General features: G+C 64.4%; 20 protein-coding genes. 9 read left to right on the forward strand and 11 right to left on the reverse strand.

Annotation, left to right across the window (positions count from 1 at the left end; genetic code table 11):
• The first annotated feature begins 17 nt into the window (after positions 1–17).
• A complete protein-coding gene (gene smc / locus OVY48_RS11340) occupies positions 18–3,461 on the forward strand; it encodes a chromosome segregation protein SMC (RefSeq protein WP_313922891.1) in 3,444 nt (1,147 codons plus the stop codon).
• A gap of 2 nt (positions 3,462–3,463) precedes the next feature.
• On the opposite strand, the gene OVY48_RS11345 is transcribed toward smc, so the two are convergent.
• A complete protein-coding gene (locus OVY48_RS11345; protein ID WP_313922892.1) occupies positions 3,464–4,933 on the reverse strand; it encodes a phospholipase D-like domain-containing protein in 1,470 nt (489 codons plus the stop codon).
• Positions 4,930–5,832 (reverse strand): 4-hydroxybenzoate octaprenyltransferase, encoded by a 903-nt coding sequence (gene ubiA, locus OVY48_RS11350; protein ID WP_313922893.1) that lies wholly within the window; start codon positions 5,830–5,832, stop codon positions 4,930–4,932. Before ubiA ends, OVY48_RS11345 begins: the two co-directional genes overlap by 4 nt.
• Positions 5,833–5,926: 94 nt before the next feature.
• Between ubiA and OVY48_RS11355 the strand changes: the two genes are divergently transcribed.
• Positions 5,927–6,673, forward strand: a complete 747-nt coding sequence (locus OVY48_RS11355) for a 16S rRNA (uracil(1498)-N(3))-methyltransferase (protein ID WP_313922894.1) — start codon at positions 5,927–5,929, stop codon at positions 6,671–6,673.
• Between the two features lie 99 nt (positions 6,674–6,772).
• Positions 6,773–8,146 (forward strand): glutamate--cysteine ligase, encoded by a 1,374-nt coding sequence (locus OVY48_RS11360; protein WP_313922895.1) that lies wholly within the window; start codon positions 6,773–6,775, stop codon positions 8,144–8,146.
• Here OVY48_RS11360 and OVY48_RS11365 read toward each other — a convergent pair.
• Positions 8,143–9,456: a DUF1295 domain-containing protein gene (locus OVY48_RS11365; protein WP_313922896.1), complete on the reverse strand. Its 1,314-nt coding sequence runs from the start codon at positions 9,454–9,456 to the stop codon at positions 8,143–8,145. The genes OVY48_RS11360 and OVY48_RS11365 overlap by 4 nt on opposite strands.
• 153 nt (positions 9,457–9,609) lie before the next feature.
• On the opposite strand from OVY48_RS11365, the gene OVY48_RS11370 reads away from it, so the two are divergent.
• Positions 9,610–9,939 (forward strand): hypothetical protein, encoded by a 330-nt coding sequence (locus OVY48_RS11370; protein ID WP_313922898.1) that lies wholly within the window; start codon positions 9,610–9,612, stop codon positions 9,937–9,939.
• A 4-nt stretch (positions 9,940–9,943) separates the two neighbouring features.
• On the opposite strand, the gene OVY48_RS11375 is transcribed toward OVY48_RS11370, so the two are convergent.
• Positions 9,944–10,579: a DUF1345 domain-containing protein gene (locus tag OVY48_RS11375; protein WP_313922899.1), complete on the reverse strand. Its 636-nt coding sequence runs from the start codon at positions 10,577–10,579 to the stop codon at positions 9,944–9,946.
• Positions 10,580–10,621: 42 nt separating this feature from the next.
• On the reverse strand, positions 10,622–11,197 hold the full coding sequence (locus tag OVY48_RS11380; RefSeq protein ID WP_313924756.1) for a peptidase S14: 576 nt from the start codon (positions 11,195–11,197) through the stop codon (positions 10,622–10,624).
• 139 nt (positions 11,198–11,336) lie between these two features.
• Between OVY48_RS11380 and ruvA the strand changes: the two genes are divergently transcribed.
• From ruvA to OVY48_RS11405, 5 genes are all read left to right on the forward strand, one after another.
• Positions 11,337–11,945: a Holliday junction branch migration protein RuvA gene (ruvA, locus tag OVY48_RS11385; protein ID WP_313922901.1), complete on the forward strand. Its 609-nt coding sequence runs from the start codon at positions 11,337–11,339 to the stop codon at positions 11,943–11,945.
• A 37-nt stretch (positions 11,946–11,982) separates the two neighbouring features.
• Positions 11,983–12,234, forward strand: coding sequence for a type II toxin-antitoxin system ParD family antitoxin (locus tag OVY48_RS11390; RefSeq protein WP_156106181.1), 252 nt, complete (start codon positions 11,983–11,985; stop codon positions 12,232–12,234).
• Entirely contained in the window at positions 12,227–12,529 is a 303-nt protein-coding gene (locus tag OVY48_RS11395; RefSeq protein WP_069065664.1) for a type II toxin-antitoxin system RelE/ParE family toxin, read from the forward strand. Before OVY48_RS11390 ends, OVY48_RS11395 begins: the two co-directional genes overlap by 8 nt.
• Positions 12,526–13,548: a Holliday junction branch migration DNA helicase RuvB gene (ruvB, locus tag OVY48_RS11400; protein WP_069065663.1), complete on the forward strand. Its 1,023-nt coding sequence runs from the start codon at positions 12,526–12,528 to the stop codon at positions 13,546–13,548. Before OVY48_RS11395 ends, ruvB begins: the two co-directional genes overlap by 4 nt.
• 133 nt (positions 13,549–13,681) lie before the next feature.
• Entirely contained in the window at positions 13,682–15,424 is a 1,743-nt protein-coding gene (locus OVY48_RS11405; RefSeq protein ID WP_313924757.1) for an AMP-dependent synthetase/ligase, read from the forward strand.
• On the opposite strand, the gene OVY48_RS11410 is transcribed toward OVY48_RS11405, so the two are convergent.
• Genes OVY48_RS11410 through OVY48_RS11435 form a run of 6 tightly spaced genes read right to left on the reverse strand, consistent with a single transcriptional unit; the run spans position 15,412 to position 21,332 of the window.
• Positions 15,412–15,840: a Na+/H+ antiporter subunit G gene (locus tag OVY48_RS11410; protein WP_037474900.1), complete on the reverse strand. Its 429-nt coding sequence runs from the start codon at positions 15,838–15,840 to the stop codon at positions 15,412–15,414. The two genes, OVY48_RS11405 and OVY48_RS11410, sit on opposite strands and share 13 nt — an antisense overlap.
• Before the next feature lie 15 nt (positions 15,841–15,855).
• Positions 15,856–16,125, reverse strand: coding sequence for a K+/H+ antiporter subunit F (locus OVY48_RS11415; RefSeq protein WP_037474906.1), 270 nt, complete (start codon positions 16,123–16,125; stop codon positions 15,856–15,858).
• Entirely contained in the window at positions 16,122–16,610 is a 489-nt protein-coding gene (locus OVY48_RS11420) for a Na+/H+ antiporter subunit E (protein ID WP_037474909.1), read from the reverse strand. The genes OVY48_RS11415 and OVY48_RS11420 overlap by 4 nt, the downstream gene beginning before the upstream one ends.
• A complete protein-coding gene (locus OVY48_RS11425) occupies positions 16,607–18,118 on the reverse strand; it encodes a monovalent cation/H+ antiporter subunit D (RefSeq protein ID WP_313922902.1) in 1,512 nt (503 codons plus the stop codon). The genes OVY48_RS11420 and OVY48_RS11425 overlap by 4 nt, the downstream gene beginning before the upstream one ends.
• On the reverse strand, positions 18,115–18,477 hold the full coding sequence (locus OVY48_RS11430) for a Na+/H+ antiporter subunit C (RefSeq protein ID WP_069066933.1): 363 nt from the start codon (positions 18,475–18,477) through the stop codon (positions 18,115–18,117). The genes OVY48_RS11425 and OVY48_RS11430 overlap by 4 nt, the downstream gene beginning before the upstream one ends.
• Before the next feature lie 2 nt (positions 18,478–18,479).
• Positions 18,480–21,332, reverse strand: coding sequence for a monovalent cation/H+ antiporter subunit A (locus OVY48_RS11435; protein WP_313922903.1), 2,853 nt, complete (start codon positions 21,330–21,332; stop codon positions 18,480–18,482).
• Between the last annotated feature and the right edge of the window lie 16 nt (positions 21,333–21,348).

Consider the following 21,348-nt stretch of genomic DNA (forward strand, 5'->3'; position numbering starts at 1 on the left):
CGCTCCGGTCCGATCCCGTGCAGATAAAGCGGCTCAAACTCTCCGGCTTCAAAAGCTTCGTCGATGCGACCGAATTGCGGATCGAACCGGGCCTGACGGGCATCGTCGGCCCCAATGGCTGTGGCAAATCCAACCTGCTGGAAGCCATCCGGTGGGTGATGGGCGAATCAAGCGCCCGGTCGATGCGCGGCGGCGGCATGGAGGATGTGATCTTCGCGGGCACCGCGACCCGACCGCAGCGCGATTTCGCGCAAGTGTCTCTGCTGACGGTACAGGAACAGGGCGAATTGTTCAGCGCGGTCGATGTCGGCGCGGATGGCGAACTGGAAGTCACCCGCCGGATCGAGCGCGGCGCGGGCAGCGCCTACCGCGCCAATGGCAAGGATGTCCGCGCGCGCGACGTGGCGCTGATCTTCGCCGATGCCGCCACCGGACCGCATAGCCCGGCGCTGGTCAGCCAAGGGCGGATTGCCGCCGTCATCGCCGCACGGCCGCAGGAGCGGCGTGCGATGCTGGAGGAAGCGGCCGGGATTGCGGGCCTGCATGTGCGGCGAAAGGATGCCGAACAGAAATTGCGCGCCGCCGAAGCCAATCTGGCGCGGCTCGACGAAATATTGATCGACATGGACACGCGCGCCAACAGCCTGCGGCGGCAGGCGCGGGCGGCGGAACGCTATATCCGCCTGTCCGACCAGATCCGGGTGGCCGAGGCCCGCGTCTTGTTTGCGCGCTGGCGCGAGGCCAATGCCAGCGCGGAAGCCGCACGCGCCGACGCGAAACAGGCCGATCATGGCGTTCATGTCGCGCAGCAGGCGCAGGTGGCGGCCGTAGCCCAGGCGCAGGAAGCGGTGGCCCTGTTGGCGGACAAGCGTGCCGCCGCGCAGCAGGCGCGGGAGGATGCCAGCGAAGCGGGGCATAGGCTTCAGACATTGCGGACGCAGCGCGATGCGGTGGTGCGACGTTTGCAGGATCTCGTACAGCAAAGCGTACGACTGGAAGAGGATCGGGCGCGGGAAGGGACGCTCGCCAATGACGCGGCCGAGGCGATCGCGCGACTGACGGCGGAGATTAGCGGCCTCAAGGCGCGGATCGCCGAGACCGAGACATTGCGGCCCGATTTCGCGGCACGGATCGTCGCTGCCGAGAGTGGCGCGCGCGATGCCGAGCTGGATCTGGCCAAGGCGATGGCGAAGCAGGCGGGCGAGCAGGCTGAACTGCGCGTGGCGGAAGCCGCGCTGGTGGCCGCGCGCACGCGGTTGGAGCGGGCGGAGCGCGAGGCGTCTCGCCTGGCGGCCGAAGCGGCGGCGCTGCCCGATGCGGCACCGTTGGAGGCGCAGCGCGCCGAGGCGGTCGCGCGGCAACAGCAGGCCAGCCTGGATCGGGATGCGGCCGAGGCGATGATCCGCGAATCGGAAACGGCGCGGCAGTCCGCCAGCGAGGCGCGAGCGTTAGCGCAAGCGGCGCTGTCATCCGCGCGCGCGGCACTGGCGGCGCTGGACAGTGAAGCGGTAGCGTTGCGTCGTGCCGTCGATAGTGGTTCGGCCGGGCGGGCGCGGGCGCTGGACCAAGTGAAGGCTGCGCCCGGTTATGAACGCGCCTTGGCTGCTGCCTTGGGCGATGATCTGGAAAGCCCTATCGCCCCGGAAGGCAAGCGCCGCTGGGCAGGGGCGCAGGCGCAGTCCGATGATCCGGTGCTGCCCGATGGTTGTACGTCACTTGCCGACCATATCAGCGCGCCGCCCGAACTGGCGCGCCGCCTGGCCCAGATCGGTGTTGCCGAGCAGGATGCGGGGCAGACGCTGCGCGTTGGCCAGCGGTTGGTCACACGCGACGGGCAGATGCGGCGGTGGGACGGCTATGTCGCCATCGAAGGCGGTGCGGCTGCGGCCGAACGCTTGATCCGGCTCAACCGGCTGGAGGCGATTATGGCGGCCCGGCCTGCTGTCGCCGCCGAGGTCGAGACGGCGCAGAGGGCTGAGCAGGAGGCGCGGGCATCCGAACAGGCCGCGAGCGATGCCCTGGCGACGGGACGCACCCAGCTGGCGCAAGCGGAGCAGCAGCAGCGTGCCGCGCTGCGTGCGGCGGACGAGGCGACGACCGCGTTGGAGCGCCTGTCGGGACGGCGCGAAGGGATAGAGGAGCGGCTGATCGAAGCCCGGCGTGATTGCGACTCCGCGCGAGCCGAGCTGGATATGGCGCAGGCCGCGCGCACGGCGATGCCCGACGGGGCGGACACGCGGGCGCTGGTTGCTGCGCTGACGCAGGCGAGCGAGAAGACGCGCGCGGCCGTTAGCCAATTGCAGGCCGACCAGGCCTTGGCCGATCGTGCGCTGTCGAGCGACCGCGAACGGCAGGCGGCGGCCGAAGCAGAGGTCAAGAGCTGGCGCGGACGGGCGGGCGAAGCGGCCAAGCGCATTGCGGCGATGGTCGCACGCGGGGAGGCGATCGCTACCGAACGCACGACGATCGAGGATCAGCCCGACGCCTTGGCGCAGGCCATCGCCGCATTGGATGATCAGGGCGCCGCACTGGCGGAGGCGGCCGAAACCGCCAGGCGGGCGGAATATGAGGCGGAAGCGACGCTGCGCACCGCCGAACATCGTGCAGCGCAGACGGGCGAAATGCTGGCCGCAGCGCGCGAGGCGCGCGCCACGGCCGTCGCCCGCGCGGAGGCCGCCGATGAAAAGCGCATCGAAACCAACCGCCTGTCGGGCGAACGGTTCGAATGTCCGCCGCCGCTGTTGCCGGAGAAGCTGGGTTTTGCCAGCGCCGACATCCGCATCGCCCAGACCGAACAGGCCGAGCATGACCGCTTCGTCGCCGAGCGGGAACGGATTGGTCCAGTCAATCTGGTCGCGGTGCAGGAACTGGGCGAGCTGGAAGCCAGCCAAGCGGCCAGCCGCGCGGAGAGCGAAGAATTGACGCAAGCCATCCACCGGCTGCGCGGGTCGATCGGCAGCCTCAATCGCGAAGGACGGCAACGGCTGCTCGCTGCGTTCGAGGCAGTCGACGGCCATTTCCGTCGCCTGTTCACCACGCTGTTCAACGGGGGACAGGCGCATCTGGAATTGATCGACAGCGACGATCCGCTGGAGGCGGGGCTGGAAATCATGGCGCAGCCGCCGGGCAAGAAGCTGGCCGCGCTGACTTTGCTATCGGGTGGCGAACAGGCGTTGACGGCGGTGGCGCTGATCTTCGGCCTGTTCCTGACCAACCCCGCGCCCATCTGCGTGCTGGACGAAGTCGATGCGCCGCTGGATGACGCCAATGTCGAACGCTTCTGCGACCTGCTCGATGCGATGGTGGCTCAGACCCAGACCCGTTATCTGATCGTGACCCATAATGCCGTCAGCATGGCGCGGATGCACCGTCTGTTCGGCGTCACCATGGTCGAACAGGGCGTCAGTCGCCTGGTGTCGGTCAACCTCCAGAGCGCCGAGGCATTGCTGGCGGCGGAGTAGACCTAGCTCCTGCCGAACCAGCCCTTCATCCGGCGGAACAGGCCGCGTTCGCTGATCGATTCGAACATTTCTTCGGGGCCTTCGGGGTCAAGCACTTCATGATCGGCAAGCCAGGTCTGGACATCGTTCAGGTCCGGGGTGACATAGGGGCGTAGTGTCCGCCCCGGCTTCTGGCGCATTTCCTCGATACCCGCCACTAGCCCGCGCTCCGCGATCACGGCGGCGACGCGCTCGACCGGCATGTCGAGATGTTCGGCGATCAGGTCGTTGCGAATGGCCAATATACGGTCCTGCCGACCGGCGTTGGCGGGCAGGATCGTGTCGATCGTCACGTCGCATTCGGTGTCGAGCCGCATCGACCGGTTGTTCATGTTGGAGGAGCCGACCCGGATCAGCCGATCATCGACGATCAAGATCTTGGCATGGATGTAGATGGGCACGCCGCGCGTGATGAAGGCGTGATAGATGCGGAAGCGGCCATGGGTATCGCGCGCCTTGAGCGCTTCGTAGAGACGCGCGCGCGCCGTATCCATCGCCTGCTGTTCCAGCCAGCCATCGGCATGCTCTGGGTTGACGATGACGATATCCGGGCCATCGGGTTCGGCCAGCCGCTTGGCGATGGCCTCGGCGATGCGGCGGGAGGCGAAATACTGGCTCTCGGCATAGATGCAGCGTTTTGCGGCAGCGATCTGGTGGCAATAGAGATTTTCAATCTCCGTCACGCCATCCTGATCGTCCATTTGTGGCGCGGATCGGGAAATGGCGACATCCACCCCTTCAAACTGCACGGGGAGACGATCGGGCCAGCAATCCTCGCCGCCTTCCACTGGCTCCAGATCATCACCGCCCGCCATCTTCCAGCGCATGCGCGCATGCGCGCCGAGCGCGGCGGCAACCGGGCCGGCCAGTGCTGTGGTCGCATCGTGCCATGGACCATAGGGCGAACCGTCGGGATGATGACGCCCGGCTTCGTCGTCGCGATGATGGCGCGTGTCCCAACGATCGCCGGTCATGTCGATGCCGCCGCAAAAAGCGAAGCAATCGTCGATCACCACGATCTTCTGATGGTGGGAGGCCGCGGGGGGGTGATGCCCGTCCAGCTTCACCGTGACGCGCGGATGTGCCATCCATTTGAGTGTGGTGAAGAGGTTGACGGGGCTGACCATCGACTTCATCGCGCCGACATCCCAGCGCAGCAGGAAGATTTCGAGGTCGGGCGAGCGGTTGACGAGCCAGCTGATGAAATCGCCAATGACGGCGGGTGCGCCGTCTCCGACCTCATCGTCGCGCACCAGGCTGATCGCGGCATCGAAATCCCAGCCGATCAGCATGATCCGCTTGCGTGCCTTGAGCATCGCCGCGCGGGCGTGGCGGAAATAGGTGTCCGCGTCGATGATGACGCTGGCGCGGGTGGCTGTCTCGATGCGCCAGCAATCGTCGCCGGGCACTGGACCTATGGGATGCGCGCTCATGCGCTGCCTACTACCAGACAAGCCAGGAACATCAACAACCCCGCAAAACGATTGGCGCGAAACTTGGTGAGCGGGTCTACGCCGTCTTCGCGCAAGGTCGCAACCTGCCACAGCAGATGCCCGGCCATCGGCAGAAGAGCGACAAGCGCCAGGCCATCTGGCCGCACCTGCCAGATGGCCGTCGCCCAGAAGGCAAGCGCCAGCGCATAGCATAGCGAAACGCCCGCGCGCACATGCCGCCCCATGGACAAGGCGCTCGAACCGATACCGATCAGCGCGTCATCCTCCCGATCCTGCAGCGCGTATATGGTGTCATAGCCCACGACCCAGAAAATGGTTCCGGCGTAGAGCAACAGGCCAGCGATGGTCAGCATACCGGCCACTTCGCTCCATCCGACCAAGGCCGCCCAGGAAAAGACGAGGCCCAGCCAGATTTGCGGCCAGCCGGTAATCCGCTTCATGAAAGGATAAGCCGCGACCAACGCCAGCGACGCAAGCGCCACGACCTGCGCATAGGGCCGTAATTGCAGCAGCACGACAAGCCCGACCGCGCAAAGGACCAGCAGCCAGAGCCACGCGGTTCGGAGCGAGATCGCGCCGCTGGCAAGCGGGCGCGAAGCCGTGCGTGCGACCTTCGCGTCGAGATCGCGATCGACGATATCGTTGAACACGCAGCCCGCGCCGCGCATCGCGATGCTGCCCAGCAGAAACCACAGGATGAGCGGCCAGCGGACAAAGCCACCCCCGGCCAGCGCCACAGCCCAGGCCCCTGGCCAGAAGAGCAGCCACCAGCCGATCGGCCTGTCGAACCGCGCCAGCAGCGCGAGGCCGCGCGGCGTGTCCGGCAGGCGCGACAGCAGGCCGCGCGCTTGGGTGTCGGGGACGATGCTACTGCTCACACTATCTCCGTTTCGCCGCTGATCGCGGGGCGCGTCTCGACTTGCGTCGACAGGAACGGCATTAGGGGTCGCATTGCCATACGGAAAGACCGAAATGACCGCTACCCCCGCCTGGCCGCCGCAGAGTGCCCCACGCCTGCATGTCGAAACCCAGTTGGGTGAGGGCGTGGTCGTGTCGATCGACGGTAATCCGGCCCATTATCTGATCGCCGTCATGCGGGTGAAGCCCGATGACATCGTGCTGCTGTTCGATGGGCGGTCGGGCGAATGGGCAGCACGGGCGCGCGACATCCGCAAGCGCGACCTGGTGCTGGAATGCGTGGCGCAGACCAAGGGGCCGGAGACGGTGCCCGATTTCTGGCTGTGTTGCGCGCCGATCAAGAAGGGGCGCATCGACCTGATCGCGGAAAAGGCGTGCGAATTGGGGGTGGCGAAGCTGCAACCCGTGCTGACCCGCCGCGCCGTGGTGGACAAGCTCAACCTCGACCGGCTGCACGCGCATCTGGTCGAGGCTGCTGAACAATGCGGGCGTACCGCGCTGCCCGCACTTGCCGCCATGGTGAAGCTGGATGCGCTATTGCGCGATTGGCCGCAGGCGCGGCATCTGTTTTTCGCTGACGAAACCGGCGGCGCACCGATGACCGAGGCCTTTGCCACCCATCCCGGCGCGGCGGCTTTCCTGATCGGGCCGGAGGGCGGGTTCGACCCTGCCGAGCGGGAGGCGATCCGCGCGCATCCTCAAGCCGTACCCGTCTCTCTTGGCCCCCGCATCCTGCGCGCGGAAACCGCCGCCATCGCCGCTACGGCGGCCTGGATGACGATCAATGGCGACTGGAAATAGTTTCATTTCGCTATTGGATTGAACCCGATAGCAACACAGCCTATTTGACCGAAGCCCGCCGCTGTTTGACGGGCAGAGGGGAAGCAGTAAGGGCGGGGCATGAGCACAAGAACCGACTCAGCGGGCCAAGATCCCGTCATCGAAAGCCGCGACCAGCTGATCGCGGCCTTTGCCAAGGGCGAAAAGCCCAAGAACCGCTGGCGCATCGGCACCGAACATGAGAAATTCGTCTACAGCCGCAAGGATCATCACGCCCCATCCTATGAGGAAAAGGGTGGCATCCACACGCTGTTGATCGGCCTGACCCGCTATGGCTGGAAGCCAGTGTTCGAAGGCGAGAATATCATCGCTTTGTCGGGGGACGATGGCACGATCAGCCTGGAACCCGCCGGGCAACTCGAACTGTCGGGTGCGCCGCTCGACAATCTGCACCAGACCTGCGCTGAAACCGGGCGGCATCTTGAACAGGTGAAGCATGTCGGCGACATGCTGGGCTTGGGTTTCCTGGGTCTTGGCATGTGGCCCGACAAGACCCGCGCCGAGTTGCCGATCATGCCCAAGGGCCGTTACGAGATCATGCTGCGGCACATGCCCCGCGTGGGATCGATGGGCCTGGACATGATGTTGCGCACCTGCACCATTCAGACCAATCTGGATTATGGCAGCGAAGCCGACATGGCCAAGAAGTTCCGCGTCTCGCTGGCGCTACAGCCGCTTGGCACGGCTTTGTTCGCCAATTCGCCCTTTACCGAGGGCAAGCCCAATGGCTTCCTGTCCTATCGCAGCCATATCTGGTCAGATACCGACCCCAAGCGCACGGGGATGCTGCCCTTCGTGTTCGAGGATGGCTTTGGCTATGAGCGTTACGCCGACTATGCGCTCGACGTGCCGATGTATTTCGTCTTTCGCGACGGCAAATATATCGATGCGTCGGGCCTCAGCTTCCGCGATTTCCTCAACGGCAAACTGTCCGTCCTGCCGGGTGAAAAGCCGACCGAGAAGGATTGGGAGGACCATCTCTCCACCGCCTTCCCCGAAGTGCGGTTGAAGAGTTTCCTCGAAATGCGCGGCTCCGACGGCGGTCCTTGGGGTCGCATCTGCGCCCTGCCCGCCTTGTGGGTCGGGCTGCTCTATGATCAGGGCGCGCTCGATGCGGCGTGGGATCTGGTCAAAGACTGGAGCATGGAGGATCGGCAGTTCTTGCGCGATTCCGTGCCCAAGCTCGGCCTGGACGCGCCGATCGGTGGCGGTCGCACGCTGCGCGATATTGCCAAGCCAGCGCTAGACATTGCGCGGTCGGGACTTGCCGCACGCGGTCGGCTGAATGCCGCGGGCGACAATGAGACGGGCTATCTGTCCGACCTGGAAGAGGTCGTGTCATCCGGCAAGACCCATGCTGAACGGCTGCTCGATCGCTATCATGGCGAATGGGGCGGCGATGTCAGCAAAGTCTATGCCGAGGAAAGCTTCTAGGCTGCAGACTGCTCCGCCGTCTGTGCCACCACAGTCGCGTCCCGCTTGCGCCCGGTGACCCAGGCGAAGAAGCGGGGCACCGGGGCGTTGCGTTCCATCCAGTCGCTATAGGCGCGATAGTCGGGGTCGGCTGACAGATGCTGCTCTTCGGTACGAGCGCGCCAATAATAGACGGCGTTGGTGAGGCCCAACATCGCGCAATTGCGCACGATGTCGGTGATCGATCCGCTGACGCTGAGGAAGGGCAGCGCTGAAAACCACCAGAAAAGGTTTTTCGACAGATAGGCCGGGTGCCGGGTCCAGCGATAAGGACCATGGGTCAGTATGCCGCGATGGGTAAGGTTGGAAAAGCGCAGGCCGAACGCCATCGTCGCCCAGGCATAGATGGCGGTCAGCAGCACCAGCCACCCGCCCAGCAGCCATTGCAGCGTCGTCGATCCTTGCGTCCAATAATCCCATTCCGCGCCGCCCGCATGATAATCGAGCGGCCCGCCGCCGCCCATCAGGACGAAAGGCGGGTAGCAGATCAGGGCAGCCAGCCAGCCGGCAAGATAGGGATTGGCGGTGCGGATATGCGAATCGAGCGGCTTGAAGGTCAGGATATAACCGACCGTCGCCAGACAGACGTCGATCATGAACATGACCGCGATCAGGAATCCGGCGAGCGCGATCGGATTGGCCAGCGCATCGGCGATCCGCCATTCGACCACGCTTGAAAAATTACCCGGTACGATCGACACCATGAAGGCCAGGAAGAAGCCCTTGACCGCCCAAGCGCGAGCGTGATGCGCGACCTGTACCATGTCGGGCGCGCCCGCCGCGCCGCCGATCACCCATTGGCCAAAGCTGTAGGAGGCATCCTTTGGATCGACCATCCGTCGGTCGATCCAGATGACATAGGGGATGGAAAGTGCCAGCAGCCATGGCGCGGCGCTGGTGAACAGGTCCATCGAGAAGCGGTAATTGCCGCTCCAATACCAGCGCGCGACGCAATAGAAGATGGCAATGGCGAGCCAGGTTGCCCATAGCCCGGCGATCTTGACGATGCTGATGTCCAGCACGCTGCGGACCGGACGGGCGGGCGCGTGCCAGTCTATGCCGGTCGAGGCATTGCGATGCACCTTGTCGATCAGCAGCGACCATAGCACCATCGGCACGCCGCAGGCGACGACCGCAGCCAGCCCGGCATGGGGACCGTTCATGCCATAATGGCGCGCGACCAGGGTCCAGAGGCCAAGGCCCACCAAACCAGCGATGCCGACGCCATGGCTGACGGCGGATTTGGGGCAGGGATCGTCAGAGTCGCGCATGGCGGCAAGCCCTAGCAAAATTTGGTAAGCAAGCGGTGAAGGCTTTGGCTGCAGGGCCGTTGCAGACAAACTGCTTAACCTGCAGCAAGGTCGTGAACCCATTTTATCTCAATGCGTTATCCCCTCATCAACCGATAATGATGGAGGCAGGAGATGACGATCGCGGTGCGGTTTCCCGATGGCAGCATCCAGAATGTACCTGCCCAGTTACGGGAGATCAGCGAATCTTCCGGTTCCAAAGTCTCTCCGCGTTTCGAGCGCGTTCCGCTCAATTGCGATTCCAACTGGACCTTTCATCGTCATGGCGAGAACTGGTACGCGATGCCACGGTCCGGCAGCTTGTCCGCGCTGCGTCCGGTCGTAGCGGAATGGTGGCGGTCAGTGGCACATATGGAGGATGACGCCGGCAAGGCTGTTGGTCCGGCCAAGGCAGCGCGTGGCCAACGGCAGCGTCAGCGGTCCGGCTGGGGCAACGCCGCTTAAGACGTTACCCACCCAACACGTTGATCGTGAACGCCAATATGCCAAGGTTGAACAGGAATGCGGCGAGACTTTGGAACAGCGCCGTGCGGCGCATGATGCTGCTCGTCACTGACACATCGGACGTCTGGAACGTCATGCCGAGCGTGAAGGCGAAATAGAGAAAGTCCCAATAACCCGGCTCATGCGTATCCGGGAAGTCGAGACCGCCGCTATCCTCTCCCCGCGGTCCGGCGCGATAGAAGATATGCGCATAATGCATGGCGTAGACGAGGTTGGAGAATAGCCACGCCACCAGTAGCGTGATCAGCAGCAGCGCGACGGTGCCACCCTTGTGTCCCCCTTGCTCCCCCACGGCCACGCCCACGGCGACCAGTATGACCAGGCTGACGATAGCGGTTATCAGCAGCATCAGTTCGCGATTGGCATCATTCGCCGCCGCCTTGCGCCGCATCGCGGCGGCATCGGCCCGGATGAGCGACGTTACCGACAGCATGAAGGCGATTGCGGCCATATCGAATCCCGCCATCACCGCCTGATGCCAGGGCAGAACCAGAGCCAAAGGCGCGATCGTCGCCAGAAACGCCAGGAACATGCCATAGCGCCAGGGGAAGATCGGCGATCCTGATCGAATGCGGTTCATGCCGGATACCAACGCGCAATCAGCAGGCCGCGCAAGCGCCGATCACAGCACCGCTGCGATCAGCCCCCGTGCGCGCGCTTCATTGGCTTCGAGATACCAGTTTTCGGGCGCTTTTTCGAGCAGCTCTTCCATGGTGATATCCGATCCCAGGATCAGATTTTGGAACCCTTCATTCTGGATCGCGATCGACGACTGGATTTCGTTGAGCGTCGCCTTCAGCGTGGCGATGCAGGTCGATAGCGGGCCAGCGAGATGAATATTCTTGGTGATCAGCCGCTCATGAATCATGATCCGCGTGCCGCGCGTGACATAGCGGTTTTCAGTCGCGAAGAAGCTCATGAAGGTCGCGCCCGCCGAATAGACCGCCGTACGGCCGAGGAACACCAGACGCCGTTCGGGGTAAAGATCGGAATGGAAACGTATATCCTCACCCATCAGACGGGCGATTTCGGGGTCGCCGCCCAGGGTGGAGATTTCGACCACCACCAGCCCTTGCTGCGACGCGGTGGACAGACAATTTTTGAAATGAAGATACATGCCATGGTCGACCACGCCCGAAAGCATGATCGCGGGATATTCGAAATCCTTGGGGCCGAGCATCGGCGCGGTCATCTGCATCATAATCGCCTTGATATGTAATGGGTTTGGGCAGCATTACGCATGGCGCGCGGAAAAGCTGCCTCATGCGCCTATTCTTTTGACTGGCGCGCCGCGCGACAGGCTGTAAAGAACAGATCATGACCAAAGGGCAGCGGGCATGATCGCAAAACTCAAGGGGCTGCTGGACAGCACGGGCATCGACCATGCCATCATCGATGTGGGCGGCGTCGGCTATCTGGTCGGCGCATCGTCGCGCACGCTGGCGGCCTTGGGTCCAGTGGGGGAAGCGGTGACGATCCACACCGAAATGCTGGTGGCGGCAGACTCGATTCGTCTGGTCGGGTTCGCCCGCGCGGAGGAGCGCGACTGGTATCGGCTGCTGACCCATGTGCAGGGCGTGGGATCGCGCGTTGCGCTGGCGATATTGTCGGCGCTCGAACCGCTGGAACTGCACCGGGCCGTTGCCATGGGGGACAAGGCGATGATCGCCCGCGCCAATGGTGTTGGTCCCAAGCTCGCCCAGCGCATCGTCAATGAATTGAAGGACAAGATCGGCGCGGCCCCGGTCGGCAGTCCGATCGGCGCGGGCGGCGTGGCCGTGCTGCCGACCGGCAGCTTCGCCGCCGACGCTCTGTCCGCGCTGCAGAATCTGGGCTTCAAACCCTATGAAGCCAGCACCGCCGTCGCGGCGGCCGAAGCGGAACTGGGTGACGACGCCAGCCTGGATGCGCTGGTGCGGCTGGCGCTGCGGAAGGCGGCGAAGTGATGGGTGCATTGGATTGCATGGATAAAAGGCTTATGACGTGACCATGGCCGACCTCAACATCTCCATGCCGCCCGCCCTTGAACAATGGGTCGACGCCCGTCTGGCGCAGGGGCGCTATGTCGATGCCGCCGATTATCTGCGCGACTTGGTTCGCCGCGACCAAGAGGCGTCCGAATATGATCGACAATGGGTTCGCGCCCGCCTTGAAGAGGGCTTCGTATCAGGCATTGTCGATGCAGAACCGGAAGATGTCCTGAAAGAGATTATGGCGCGCTTGCCGGATGCCTAAGATCAGGCTGACGGTCGCCGCCCGACAGGATCTGATCGCCATTCAGGATCATGGTCTTGAATATTTCGGCCTGGAGGCGGTTCGGGCGCACATGCAGGGTTTCGAGCGCATCTTCGCCTTGTTGCGCACCCATCCGGCGGCGGGCGAGGCGAGACCCGATTATGGCGATGGCATAAGAGCTTTTTCGCATCGACCCCATCGAGTGCTATATCATGTCGGCGAGCAAACCATCTTGATCCTGCGTATCCTGCATTCCGCAATGGACGCACCGTCGGCCTTGGGACGTCGTCCATGACCGACGACCGCCTCCTAACCCCCGCCCGCCGCGTCGAAGATGTCGATGCAGCGCTGCGTCCCAAGTCGCTGGACGAGTTCATCGGGCAGGAAGCGGCGCGCGGGAATTTGCGCGTGTTTATCGAGGCGGCGAAGGCGCGCGGCGAGGCGCTGGACCATGTGCTGTTTTTCGGGCCGCCCGGCCTTGGCAAGACGACGCTCGCGCAGATCGTCGCCAAGGAAATGGGCGTGGGCTTTCGCGCCACGTCAGGGCCGGTCATCGCCAAGTCGGGCGATCTGGCGGCTTTGCTCACCAATCTGGATGAGGGCGACGTGCTGTTCGTCGATGAAATCCATCGGCTCAATCCGGCGGTCGAGGAAGTACTCTACCCGGCGATGGAGGACCGCGCGCTCGACCTGATGATCGGCGAGGGGCCGTCGGCGCGATCGGTGCGCATCGACCTGCCGCCCTTTACGCTGGTGGGGGCCACGACGCGGCAGGGCTTGCTAACGACGCCGCTGCGCGACCGGTTCGGCATTCCGGTGCGGCTGCAATTCTACACGGTGGACGAACTGGAACTAGTCGTGCGGCGCGCGGCGCGGTTGCTCGACCTTGCCATTACGCCAGACGGCGCGATGGAGATTGCGCGGCGATCAAGGGGGACGCCGCGCATTGCGGGGCGGCTGCTGCGCCGGGTGCGCGATTTCGCCAATGTCGCGGGCGTCGCGGCCGTCGATGCGAAAGTGGCCGATGCCTCGCTGCGGCGGCTGGAGGTCGATGAACTGGGCCTCGACCTGATGGACCGGCGCTATCTGATGATGATCGCGGATATTTATCGCGGTGGGCCGGTGGGGGTCGAAACGCTGGCGGCGGGGCTTTCCGAAGCGCGCGATACGATCGAGGAAGTGATCGAGCCTTACCTCATCCAGTTGGGCCTGATTGCCCGCACGGCGCGCGGCCGATGCCTCAACGGGCCGGGGTGGAAGCACTTGGGCCTCAATCCGCCGCAGGATGTGCAGAACGGGCTTTTCGATGGATGAAACCCCATAAAGTCGATGGCCGTTACGGCAAGGCGGAGCTATAGCCTGACGATGAGCAGGCGCGCATCAGATGCGCCGGAACCGCAGGAGCAGCGCCTTGAGGGCCATCGAAAAATTCCCCAATCTGGTCACCATGTTCTTCGCCCGTGCGAGCGAGAGGGGCGACGCGCCGTTCCTGTGGCGCAAGACGGAGGGCACCTGGCAGCCGCTGAGTTGGACAGTGGTTGCGCAACAGGTCGCCGCCCTGTCCGCCGCGCTCAAGGCGCAGGGGTTGAAGCCGGGCGATCCGGTAATGCTGGTCAGCGAAAACCGCCCGGAATTCTGTATCGCCGACCTCGCCATCATGGCGGCGGGGTGCATCACCGTGCCGACCTACACCACCAATACGACGCGCGATCATCAACATATATTGACCGATAGCGGCGCGCGCGCGGTCATCGTCTCGACCGCCAAGCTGGCGCAGGTGCTGATGCCAGCCGTCGTCCGATCGCAGGCCGACTTCATCATCGGCATGGAGCCATTGCGCGGAACGCAGGGGCAGATCGCCTGCCATATGTGGGATGAGTTGATCGCGGCCCACCCGGTCGATGTCGCGACCTGCGCCGCCGCCCAGACCGCGACGCGCCAGGACCAGGCCTGCATCATCTATACCAGCGGCACCGGCGGCGCGCCGCGCGGGGTGATGCAACATCATGGCGCGATCCTGCTCAATGCCGAGGGGGCAGGTGCCGTCGTGGCGGAGGATTTTGGCTGGGAGGAGGAGGTTTTCCTGTCCTTCCTGCCGCTGTCACACGCCTATGAACATAGTGGCGGGCAATTTCTGCCGATGCTGCTGGGCGGGCAGATCTATTATTCGGAAGGCTTGGAAAAGCTCGCCAGCAATATCGAGGAAACGCGCCCGACCATCATGGTGGTCGTGCCCCGCCTGTTCGAAGTGCTACGCGCGCGGATCATGAAATCGATCGAGAAGCAGGGTAAATTCCCCAATTATCTGATGGCCCAGGCACTGCGTATCGCGGCGAAGGAACAGCATGGGCGCAAATCCCTGCTCGACCGGCCGATGAAGGCGCTGCTCGCGCGCACCTTGATCCCCAAGATCCGCGCCCGTTTCGGCGGCCGGTTGAAGGCGCTGGTGTCGGGCGGTGCGCCGCTCAATCCCGATGTCGGCCTGTTCTTCGACGCGATGGGCCTAACGTTGCTTCAGGGCTATGGCCAGACCGAGGCGGGACCAGTGGTGAGCTGCAATCGGCCGCGCGCGGGCATCGCCATGGACACGGTTGGCCCGCCGCTTGATGGCGTGGAAGTGCGGATCGCCGAGGATGGCGAAATTCTGGTCCGGGGCGAATTGGTCATGCACGGCTATTGGCGCAATCCGACGGAAACGGAAAAGGTGTTGAAGGATGGTTGGCTCCACACCGGCGACATCGGCGAATTCGATGCCAAGGGGCGCATCCGCATCACCGACCGCAAGAAAGACCTGATCGTCAACGACAAGGGCGACAATGTCGCGCCGCAGAAAGTCGAGGGGATGCTGACGCTGCAGGCCGAAATCGGGCAGGCGATGGTCCATGGCGACCGCCGGCCCTATCTGGTCGGGCTGATCGTGCCGGATGCCGAATGGACGCTGGAATGGGCGCAGGCCAAGGGTTTGACGCTGGCGGAGGCGCGCGCCGATCCGGCCTATATGGCGGCGTTGCGCGCCGCGGTGGACCGGGTGAATAGCGACCTGTCGGTGACCGAGCGGGTTCGTCGCTTCATCCTGGCCGATGAGCCGTTTACGATCGAGAATGAGGAAATGACCCCGTCGATCAAGATCCGCCGCCATGTGATCCGCAAACGCTATGCCGACCGGCTGGACGCGCTTTACAAGGGCTGAGCGGGTTCGCCTGAAGGCTGGTTCGGCCGATCGGCATCCGCGACGCCAAATGTCGCCCATTCCGCAGCCCCGGCAGGCGATTCGGGCAGCATCTTGGCCGTTTCGACCGTCATCCGGGTTTCGCTGTGCCGCCGATGGATATAGGCTTTGGCGATCATATTGGCCGAAATCGGCGCGGTGATGAACAGGAAGAGCGTGATCAGCAGTTCATGCGCCGACCAGCTCAGGCCATGGGTCGGGAAATAGAGCATCGACGCCATCAGGCAGCCGCCGACGCCCAGCGTGGTCGCTTTGGTCGGGCCGTGCAGGCGGGTCATCAGCGATGGCAGGCGCGCCAGTCCCCAGCTGCCGATCAGCGCGAAGGCACCGCCGAGCAGGATGAGGAAGGCGATGAAGATGTCGATCAAGGCGGTCATTCCGGCTGGTCCATCCTATTCCACAATGTCGCCGCGCAGCAGGAATTTGGTATAGGCGACCGTGCCGACGAAGCCGACCATCGCCAGCAACAGCGCCGCTTCGAAATAGGTGCCGCTTTCTTCCAATATGCCGAACAGGATGATCAGCGCGATGGCATTGATGACCATCGTATCGAGCGCCAGGATGCGGTCCGGCGCGGTTGGCCCCCGCAGCAGGCGATAGAGGTTGAGCAGCATCGCCAGCGCCACGCAGCCCATTGCGATCGACAGAGCGGTCTCTATCATCGAAAAATCTCCAGCAGGCGGCGTTCATAGCGCGCCTTGATGCGCGTGATTTCCCCTGCCGGATCGCCGGTATCCAGCGCATGGACCAACAGATGGCGGCCGTCGGTCGAAATATCGGTGGAGACGGTGCCGGGCGTCAGGCTGATCGTGCCTGCGAGCAGAGTGATGGCTTCGGCCGAGCGCAATTCGAGCGGTATGCTGAGCCAGCAGGAGCGAAAATCGCGGTTGCGCCGGAACAGGATCAGCCGCGCTACCTCGAAATTGGCGACGACAATATCCCACAGCACCAGGAAGGCATAGCCGAGCAAGGGCAGGCCAAGGCGCATTTGCGGCCGGTCCGGCCAGAAGGGCGCAGTGAAGAGCGGCACGACGATTGCGAAGAAGAGGCCGAGCAGGAAACCGCCCATGCTGAGGCTATTGAGCACCAGCATCCACATGGTGACCAGCAGGAGCGTGAGGCCGGGATGGGGCAGCAGGCGTTTCATCGGACGGCTCCCGGTGCATCTGATCCCAGCACGGCGCGAACATAGGCGGGCACGTCGAACAATTGGCGGCTGGTGGCGTCGGCATAGGCCGTCGCCGGGCCTGCGGCCACGGTCAGCGCGCCCAGCATGACGAGCAGGAAAAAGGCCGGCAATGCTTCGATGGCGCGAAAGGCGGTGCGGTTCTTGGACGTGGGTGGGCAGTTGCCTTGTTTCCAGAACACGGTGGTTCCGGCCCGTGCCATGCCGACCACCGCCAGCAGGCTGGTCCCCAGCACGAGCGCCCAGATGGCGATGACATAGGGCGATGTCAGCGATGCCTGAAGGATGAGCAATTTACCGATGAAACCCGACAGCGGTGGCAGGCCTGCCAGGGCGACGGCTGCCGCCAGGAACAGCAAGGCCAGCCTGCCCTGCCCGGCGAAAGCCGAGGTCGGCACGATCGAATCGCCCTCGGCCGGACGCCAGCGGATGACGAGATCGACCGTCAGGAACAGCAGCGCCGCGGCCAGAGTGGTATGGGGCAGATAGAAAAGCGCGGCAGCCATGGCGCGCTGATCGAACTGGGCAATGGCGACCAGCAGGGTAGCGGTCGAGCCGATCAAGCCGAACGCTGCCATATCGCGCAAGCCGCGCGCGGCGAGCAAGCCGACAAATCCGAGCAGCATCGCGACCAGCGCTGCGGGCAGCAGCAATTGCCCGACCCAGTCGCCGAAGATCAGCGGCGCGGTGCGGATGATGGCATAGGCGCCGACCTTGGTCATGATCGCGAACAGCGCAGCGACAGCAGGGGCCGTCGATCCATAGGTGCGCGGGAGCCACAAGTGCAACGGCGCAAGCGCTGCCTTGAGCGCGAACACCGTGACCAGCAGCAGCCCGCCTGCGCGCAACAGCCCCATATCCCCCGGCGGCAAGGCGGCGGCGCGAACAGCCATATCGGCCATGTTGAGCGTGCCGGTGATCCCGTAGAGCAGGCCCAGCGCGATCAGGAAGAGGGTGGAGCCGATCAGGTTGACGATCACATATTGCACGCCCGCCGTCAGCCGCTGCGCGCCCTGCCCATGCAGCATCAGACCATAGGAGGCGATCAGCAGCACTTCGAAGAAAACGAAGAGGTTGAACAGATCGCCCGTCAGGAACGCGCCATTAATGCCGAGCAGCTGGAACTGGAAGAGCGGGTGAAAGTGCCAGCCCTTGCGATCGAGGCCGGTCAAGGTCGCATGGGCCGCGACCGCCAGGCCGAGCACGGCGGTCAGCAGCAGCATCAGTGCCGCCAGCCGGTCCAGCACCAGCACGATGCCGAAGGGGGCGGGCCAGTTACCCAGCGCATAGGCGGTCGGTCCGCCTGCGATGGCCTGCCCCATAAGGATCATTGCCAGCAGCACGAGTCCCGCCGCCGATCCGACCGAGATGGCCGCACCGATCCAGCGCCGCCGACGGCGGAACAGCAAAGTCGCGGTTCCGGCAAAGGCAGGGAGCAGCAAGGGCGCAGCGATCAGCGCATCGATCATGGGGCCGCCTCCCGATCGGGCTGGGGCGGGTCCGCCTCGACAATGCCGTCGACCTGATCCGTGCCGGTTTCGAGGAAGCTGCGCAGCGACAGCACGACGGCAAGCGCGGTCATGGCGAAGGAAATGACGATGGCGGTCAGCACCAGGGCTTGCGGCAGGGGGTCGGCATAGTCGGTCACGCCCTTTTCATAGAGCGGCGGACGGTTGACCGTCAGGCGACCGATGGCGAAGAGGAAGAGGTTGATGGCATAGGACAGCATGGCGAGGCCAAGCACGACCGGGAAGGTGCGCCCGCGCAAGGCGAGATAGATGCCCGCCGCGGTCAGCACGGCAATGGCGGAGGCGACCAGAAATTCGATACTCATGCCCGGCGTCCCCGCAATTTGGCCGGGTCGATATCCATCGGGCCATCATCCTCCACCAGCGCCTTTTCCGCACGCTGGGCAATATGGCTGAGTTCGGCCAGCGCGAGCATCACCGCACCGATCACCGTCATGGCGACGCCGACGTCGAACAGCATCGCCGTCGCCAGTTCGAAGGTTCCGACCAGCGGCAGCGTGACATAGCCGAAAGCACTGGTGAACAGCGGCGCGCCGAAGAAGAGCGAGCCAAGGCCGGTCAAGGCGGCGATGGTGACGCCCAAGCCGATCAGCATATGTTCGTCGATCCGCCGCCGCTGGTCCGCCCATTCGAAGCCCGACGCCATATATTGCATCAGCATCGCGATGGAGACCACCAGCCCGGCGATGAAGCCGCCGCCCGGCAGATTATGCCCGCGCAGGAAGATAAAGAGGCCGATCATCGTCGCCAGTGGCAGCAAGAGCCGGGCGGCGACTGCGAACATCATGGGATGGCGTTCGGGCGACCGGGGCAGATCCGCGACCCACTCGCGCAGGCGCTGGCCCGACGGGCCACGCGCCACCGGTTGCAGCAGCGCGAAGATGGTGAGCGCGGCGATGCCCAGCACCGTGATTTCGCCAAACGTGTCGAAGGCGCGGAAATCGACCAGCGTGACATTAACCACATTGGTTCCGCCGCCGCCCGAATAGCTGTTTTCCCAATGATAGGCGGAGATCGGATCATTGGGTTCGCGCGTCATTACGGCCCAGGCTGCCAGGCCCGCGACCGTACCACCGGCCAGTCCGATCAGGCCATCGCGTAGCCGTAGGCTGTTGCTGGAGAGACGCACCGGCTGTTTGGGCATCAGGTTGAGCGCCAGCAGCAACAGCAGGATCGTCACCACCTCCACCGAAATTTGCGTGAGGGCGAGGTCCGGGGCCGACAGATAGACGAAGGCGAGCGAAACGACGAGGCCGACGACGCTGATATAGACGAGCGTCAGATAGCGTTGGCGCTGCGCCTTCACGACCGCGATGACCGCCGCGACCAGCAAGCCCCAGGCGAGGATCGCCACCGGATGGGCAGGAATGGTGGGGCGGGTGCCGGGGCTGTAGCCGCCGGTCCACACGCCCAGCGCGCCGACCAGGATCGCGACCAGGAACAGCAGGCTGAGTTGCCGTTGGAGCGAACCATTATGGATGGCTTGCGTCATGTCACTGGCCCGATCGACCAGCCATTCCAGCGCCCGGTCGAACATCCGCTTGGCATCGGGCAGGCGCAAGGCATCCCAGGCCCGCAGCAAGGGGCCATGAAGCCACAGCATCAACGCCCCGACCGCGACCGCGACGATGCTCATCACCAGTGCGGGGGTGACGCCATGCCAGAGGGCGGGCTTGAACGGCGGCGCGGTGCCGCCGGTGACGATGGCGGCGGCGGGCGTGACGAGACCCACCGTCAATGTCTGCGGGAACAGGCCGACCAGGATGGTCAGCACGACCAGCAAGGCGGACGGTGCCCATAGACCGAATGGCGGATCATGCGGCTGGGCAGGATAGGACGCCGGGCGAGGCCCGAAATAGAGATGCACGATATAGCGCAGCGAATAGGCCACCGACAGCGTGGCTCCGATCACGGCGGCGAGCGGCACGATCCACGACTGCTCTGCCCATAGGGTATGCCCGGCTTCCTCCAGCATCATTTCCTTCGACAGGAAACCGGCAAACGGGGGCAGGCCCGCCATGGAGGCGGACGCGACGATGCCCAGCGTCGCGGTGATCGGCATCAGCGTCGCCAGCCCGCCCAGCAGGCGAATGTCGCGCGTGCCCGTTTCATGATCGACGATCCCCGCGTTCATGAACAGGGCGGCCTTGAAGACGGCATGGTTGAGCAGATGGAAAACGCCGACCATCGCGGCGACCGGCGTGCCGAAGCCGAACAACATGGTCAGCAGGCCAAGATGGCTGATGGTGGAGTAAGCGAGGATCGCCTTGAGATCATGACGGAACAAGGCGACGGCCGCGCCGAGGATCATCGTGACCAGCCCCGTCGTCGTCACCAGATAGAACCACAGGTCGGTCCCCGACAGCACCGGCCAGAAGCGGGCGAGCAGGAACACCCCCGCCTTCACCATGGTCGCGCTGTGCAGATAGGCGCTGACCGGCGTGGGGGCGGCCATGGCGTGGGGCAGCCAGAAGTGAAATGGGAATTGCGCCGACTTGGTGAAGCAGCCCAGCAGGATCAGGATCAGCGCCACGGGATAGAGCGCAGACGCTCGGATGATGTCGCCGCTCGCCAATATGTCGGCCAGTTCGAACGATCCCGCGATCGTGCCAAGCAACACCAGACCGCCAATGAGCGCGAGGCCACCGCCGCCCGTCACCGCCAACGCCATGCGCGCGCCCTGCCGCCCCTCCGCCGTGTCGCTGCGGAAGCCGATGAGCAGGAAGGAGGACAGGCTGGTCAGTTCCCAGAAGATGAGCAACAGCAAGATGTTGCCCGACAGAGCGATGCCCAGCATGGCCCCCTGAAACAGCAGCAGCATCGCCAGGAACCGGCCCATCGCGTCCTTGGCGGACAGATAGAAGCGCGCATAGAGGATGATGAGCAGGCCGATGCCCAGGATCAGCCCCGCAAACAACAAGCCCAGCGCGTCGAGGCGCAGGCTGAGATCCAGCCCCAATGTCGGCACCCAGGCCATATGCCATTGCGCCACCCCGCCGCCCAGCACGAGCGGCGCGAACCATCCCAACAGAGCCAGTCCGGCGATGGCGGGGATTACCGCTATGGTGGCCTGTGCGTTGCGGCCCGCCCCACCCATGATCGACAGCAGCAAGGTGCCGACGAATGGCAGGAGGCAAAGCAGGACCAAAAACAAATTCTTCTCCGGGTCG

Origin of the sequence: Sphingobium sp. SA2 (genome assembly GCF_032227065.1) — a bacterium.
Taxonomy (GTDB): Bacteria; Pseudomonadota; Alphaproteobacteria; order Sphingomonadales; family Sphingomonadaceae; genus Sphingobium.